This is a genomic window from Salinadaptatus halalkaliphilus, assembly GCF_006543045.1.
Taxonomy (GTDB): domain Archaea; phylum Halobacteriota; class Halobacteria; order Halobacteriales; family Natrialbaceae; genus Salinadaptatus; species Salinadaptatus halalkaliphilus.
This window is the reverse complement of sequence record NZ_RBZW01000060.1, coordinates 1-5,115: the sequence shown is the minus strand read 5'-3', so window position 1 is coordinate 5,115 and position 5,115 is coordinate 1. Positions and strand designations below refer to the sequence as shown.

Genomic DNA, 5,115 nt, shown 5'->3' with positions numbered 1-5,115 from the left:
TCCAGCAAACCCAGTCTCTTAGCCAATAGCTTCCCAATTAGGTACAGTCTCCGCTGAGATGCTACTTCACTCCGCCACTAAACTAGAACAGATGGTCGAACTACACGTCGGAGACGGAGAGGAGACCATCCATGCGACGTCGTGGACGAAACCACGCCCATCAGCACTTCCTATCGACGCACCACTGACACGAGATTTCACCACGGCAGCGGGCGACACACGCCGCATTCAACTCCCAGATATTTCCGACGTGACGGTCCTCGAGGAGGCCACAGCCTCGGATTCTGACGACGCATCGTCCGGCCCTGATATCGATCTGCCGAACAAAAGCGCGTTGCGGGGACGCGCAGAACAAGCCGAGTACCTGACCACAGCACAGCGTGTCGAGTTCACCATCGACGTTCTCAAAACAGCCATGCAACTCTCAGCGTACCCTGCCTTACTGCTGCGGAAGTTCGCAAGGAACATCGACGCATCAGACATTTCCGAGGACACCTCGTCCCCAGTCACGCACGCCTCGACGTACGCAGCGCAACACCCAGAACACCTGGGACGTCACGTCGAGGACCTTGCTCGACTCACGGGCGTCTCTAACACGGACGTGCGAAACCGTGCTACTTGGTGTCTGATGACCCTCGCCGAAGAAGACCCGGCAGCCGCGATCGATGCCGTCCCGTCACTCATCTCAGCACTCGACACCGACGAGACCACCCGCGAATACGCAACGTACACGCTCGCCCGAATCTCGGACGCATACCCTGAGGAGCTCCTCCCAGGACTCTCTACGCTACTCGACCAACTCGACACCGAGAACGCAACTATCGGTACTTCCCGACCGGTGTGAGAGCCGAAGCTAAAGCGTTGCTCTGATTGGGAGAATGTCCGGTTGAGAGAATGTGTTCACCATACCTCAACCAGACGGTGTTCTTTCGGATTCGGACGTCAAAGACTTAGCGAAAGACGTCATCTGTCAGCTCCCGCTGCCGGGAATCGAGGGCTCGCCCCTCGATCCCGGCGAGATCTGGGCTGTCGTCATTCTTGCAGCGGTCAACCAGACGTCCATCTGGGAGACGTGCAAGGACAACGACAACGCCCCCTGTGATGACACTGTCATGGACTGGCTCCATACGCTCAACCGGGAGTGGCTTGAGCGGGTTGCTAACCGCCTTCTCATGCAGTTAGCGATGACGATCCTCGACCCTGATCGGTCGAGGATCGTCTCCATTGACTTCGTGAATAACCCCTATCACGGAACGTACGCCGATGAAGAAGGTGAACTCTGTCGCATGCACGCGAAAGACGGAACAACGACGTGTCACCGGTACTGTACCGCGTATCTCGTCTCGAACGGGAAGCCGGTGACGTTGGCCATGACGTACGTCCGGAGCGATGAGAAAGAAGCCGACGCGGTCGAGCGCGTTCTCGACCGCGTCGAAGCCTATCCCTTCGAGATAGACCTTCTCTTAGCTGATCGTGGCTTCTACAACGAACGTATCCTGCGTCGTTCGCGGGAGATTGCTGCGACTGTCGTACCCGTCCAAAAGAAGGGCAAGCGCATGAGGAAGAAGCTGGATACGCACTGCTCGTACATGACGACCTATCGGATGTACAAAGGCCGCGAGCGGGAACTGGAATTCCCGCTCGCGGTCGCTGTCTCCTATCACGCCGGAGATCGCGGGAAAAGCGGCGAAGTCGTTCGAGGTTATGTGGCGTGCGATCTGGCCGATCGCACGCCGAAACAAGTCGAACGACTCTATCGGAAACGGTCAGCGATCGAAACGAGTTACCGTGTATTTCGCCAAGCACGGGCGGTAACGACAACACAGGACCCAATCATCCGCTTCGCGTTCGTCCTGGTTGGGTTCCTGTTGGAGAACCTCTGGCTTGTGCTTCGATGGGCGGTCGTCGCCCGCCCCCGGCGGGGCGGGCGCGACCTACCCGAGGAATTCACGTTCAAGACCTTCTCTGACTGGATCAGACACGCGTTAGAGGAAGAGCTAGAGCGGACGTGGGAGATTGAGATGAACGGCGTGGGTGTGCCAGAAACGTACGCATCGGCCGCGGGCTGACGCCAGCCCGCGGCCTGGGGCAAGGTCTGACGAGCAACAGCATTCGCCTAGAACGGCGTATCCCAGCCTTCTTACCGCGGATTCCTTCACCTGTGAACTCTATTTCGTCCTTCACTCAGCTACCACACCAGCGTTTGCTCCAGTTTCCCGAGACTCAGCACAACTCACGAAGCAACCTTCGGGAAGTACCGACTATCCAGACGAACACGCTTGCAGCCGTCGGCCACGTCGTCGCCAACTACCCCGACACTGCAGCCGACCATGTCGACTCCATCGCAGCCCACCTCGATGCCGACGCAAAACGCGCCCGAAACAACGCCGCCGGCTTCCTCGCAGACATCGCACAAGAACACCCAGCCGACGTGATCACGTACGTAACCGAACTCGCTAACCGACTCGACGATCCAAACATCCAGGCCCGCATCAACGCCTCAATCGCACTCCTGCAAGCCGGTGAAGCAAATCCAGATGCGGTTCGGGACCAACACCAGCACCTCGAGGATGCGCTTACCGATTCCAGTCCCGATGTCCGAGCCAACGCCTGTACGCTCATTGCGAACGCTCACGCACCGGTCCCAAAAGAGAAACTTCGTGATCTCCGAGCGAACGATCCGAACGAAGCTGTTAGAGATCGCGCAGCGAGGGCCCTCCAGCGATTGACCGACGAATGACATCCTCCGCACCCGTACGATCCATGTGATATTGTCACGTACGACCGAGCACAAGCTCTCGCTGCCCCATTGATGTCAAAATATAAATACAAGAGCTACAACCGATCGACGAAGCCATCCCGATTTTCTTTGACGAGGGACGTCACCACGGTATTAGCATCTCAGAACTCGTCATCCAGATCAGCGAAGAGCTCGAAGCCCCATTTGGGGAAGATTCCCCCCGTCGTCGGAACTGATCTCGGTTTCGCTGCACGTGCAAGCTACGAACATGCCCTCCCCCACCTTCGACAAGCAGCCCAATTCGAACCTGACACATTTGTCTGACAGCAAAGCGCCATGGGCAGATCGCGTTGCTGACTGAGACACTACTCGTATTGTGGCGTCTTTTCGGGTGCCGTCAGTCTGCATCGCTAAACGATCATGTCTTGACAGCTACCAGGGCCCAGAACGTTACTCGGCAGGAGAATTGGCGTATGCGTCACCGAGCTCTGAGAAGTGCTCGACGAGTATCTCTGTATTGTTTTCGATGTTTTCGGTCGAGTTGACGTGCCTGTAGAAGGCAGCGTTTGAGTCGAACGGATTGGATGTCGCCTCAATCGGCCAGTCGTCAGCCTGAGTCTGCTGCACTACCCGGCTATCGGCACCTTCTGGCGCATATTTGATTTTGTATCCGAACGGTCAGAGTGCCCCCTCGACGTCAGTACGACCGTAGTCTGTCGGCGCTACACAGTACAGATGGACGTTCAATTTTAAATCAGCATGAGCGACCGGTAACTTGTTTGTAATATTCTGTACAGATATCAATGTAAGTATTATGGCAGTGATCGATGTGGTTCAAGCTGACATGTACCGAAGACACTACCTTTCGGGGGTTGGCATGAGTATCGGCTCGCTCACGGTCGGGTCTACAGCTGTCAGTGCATCTGACCATCTGTCAGTCGAAATCATCGAGACGAACGCACCGGTTGAAGGGGGCAGTGACCTCGAGGTGACCGCAGAACTGGAGAACAGAAGCGAGGAGGAAGTAACCGAAGACATCGAATTGGTTGTTGGGGAAGATCCAGAGGTTGTTGACAGCCGGACGTATTCGATTGAGCCAAACGATTCGATGACGATTGATCATTTTCGGTTCGCTACGTATCCGGTACTCCAAAATGACGAATTCCCAGTAGCTATTCAAGCAGGTGGCCGCTCTGCGGAAACGATGGTCGAAGTTCTAGGGGTTGATGAACTCGATCCACAATATGCGGAGCCGGTTCGTGAAGTATCTGTCCGGCCGGAATCGGAGATTATGTTTGAGGTAGACACGAGCATGCTAGAGGAAACTGATCAGATCCGTTGGTTCGTCGATGGGGAACACACCTTGGGTCCACAGAGTGACCGGCCCAGTGCGTACAGAAATCAGACTGGTTGGGAATTCAGGATACTCACTTTCGACTCAATAGGCACCCATGAGGTAGTCGCCGTAGCCGATGCCACTGAGAATCTTAGGACGAGTTGGGAAGTCACAGTTGCTCCTGATGGCAATGTATCCCCTTCCTTGGACGCGGCTCGACCTGCTACAACAGAGGTTCCTGTAGAAGGCGATTACGAACTCGAGGTCGACGTCTCTACTTCGGGTGCCGAACTCGATCGTGTAATCTGGTGGCACCATGTTGCAGTCAGTGCTACGACAACTGATGTCTCCGGGACTACTGACACGGCATCGATTGAAGGAGGTGGGCTTCGGGACGATTCGGTCGATGTTTGGATACTCGACGAAGACAACGTTCTGACGACCGAGATGGCTGTATGGGCGTTTGATGAGGGCGCAACACTTGACAATGGTGACGAATCTGAAACCGATGCTGACGGTGACAGCGTGACGATCATCGAGTCGAACGATCCTGTGACGGGCGGTGAAACGCTCGAGGTGACTGCTACACTCGAGAACACTAGTGACGAAACCACTACATTGGATGTAGAACTCGTAGTCGGCGAGGACCCGGAAGTCGTGGAAACTCGATCAGTAACAGTCGCTTCTGGTTCGACCGAACAGGTCACGCTTGAGTTTGAAACGTATCCGGTTGAACAGGACGATTCGTTCCCCGTTCGGGTCGAAACTGCCGAGAGCGCCGACGAGCGCGAGGTTACCGTCTACGGGACGGGCGAATGAGTGATCAGGATCGCTGATCAACGGCCTGAGGGACAACCGACCTGTCTCGGCAGGATCGGAGCCAGCAGTCGATCCCAGTGGCTTGAGGGCGACCATCGCGTCGAGTTTGGGCGAGTACTCAATATCAGTACTTCACAAAGCCGTTAGTTGAGAAGTCCGCTTGGCTGAGTTGTGACCAAACAAACCGAGCCAGCGGACAGTGAAATCCACGAGGACCAAC

Annotated in this window: 5 protein-coding genes; 4 read left to right on the top strand and 1 reads right to left on the bottom strand. The window is 55.9% G+C overall.

Going from position 1 to position 5,115, the window contains the following annotated elements; all coding sequences use genetic code 11:
* The first annotated feature begins 91 nt into the window (after positions 1–91).
* The 3 genes from D8Y22_RS18190 to D8Y22_RS18180 all read left to right on the top strand — a co-directional run bounded on the left by D8Y22_RS18190 (position 92) and on the right by D8Y22_RS18180 (position 2,740).
* Positions 92–844, top strand: coding sequence for a HEAT repeat domain-containing protein (locus D8Y22_RS18190; protein ID WP_246084502.1), 753 nt, complete (start codon positions 92–94; stop codon positions 842–844).
* A gap of 52 nt (positions 845–896) precedes the next feature.
* On the top strand, positions 897–2,069 hold the full coding sequence (locus D8Y22_RS18185) for an ISH3 family transposase (RefSeq protein WP_141466104.1): 1,173 nt from the start codon (positions 897–899) through the stop codon (positions 2,067–2,069).
* Positions 2,070–2,203: 134 nt separating this feature from the next.
* Positions 2,204–2,740, top strand: coding sequence for a sister chromatid cohesion protein PDS5 (locus D8Y22_RS18180; RefSeq protein WP_246084501.1), 537 nt, complete (start codon positions 2,204–2,206; stop codon positions 2,738–2,740).
* Between the two features lie 450 nt (positions 2,741–3,190).
* On the opposite strand, the gene D8Y22_RS22525 is transcribed toward D8Y22_RS18180, so the two are convergent.
* Positions 3,191–3,367, bottom strand: a complete 177-nt coding sequence (locus tag D8Y22_RS22525; protein WP_174811907.1) for a hypothetical protein — start codon at positions 3,365–3,367, stop codon at positions 3,191–3,193.
* Positions 3,368–3,554: 187 nt separating this feature from the next.
* On the opposite strand from D8Y22_RS22525, the gene D8Y22_RS18175 reads away from it, so the two are divergent.
* Positions 3,555–4,895 (top strand): hypothetical protein, encoded by a 1,341-nt coding sequence (locus D8Y22_RS18175; RefSeq protein WP_141466102.1) that lies wholly within the window; start codon positions 3,555–3,557, stop codon positions 4,893–4,895.
* The last annotated feature ends 220 nt before the right edge of the window (positions 4,896–5,115 follow it).

Bases quoted from the DNA above. Each gene is read 5' to 3' on its own strand.
- D8Y22_RS18190 (WP_246084502.1), top strand. From the start codon at position 92: ATGGTCGAACTACACGTCGGAGACGGAGAGGAGACCATCCATGCGACG.
- D8Y22_RS18175 (WP_141466102.1), top strand. From the start codon at position 3,555: ATGGCAGTGATCGATGTGGTTCAAGCTGACATGTACCGAAGACACTAC.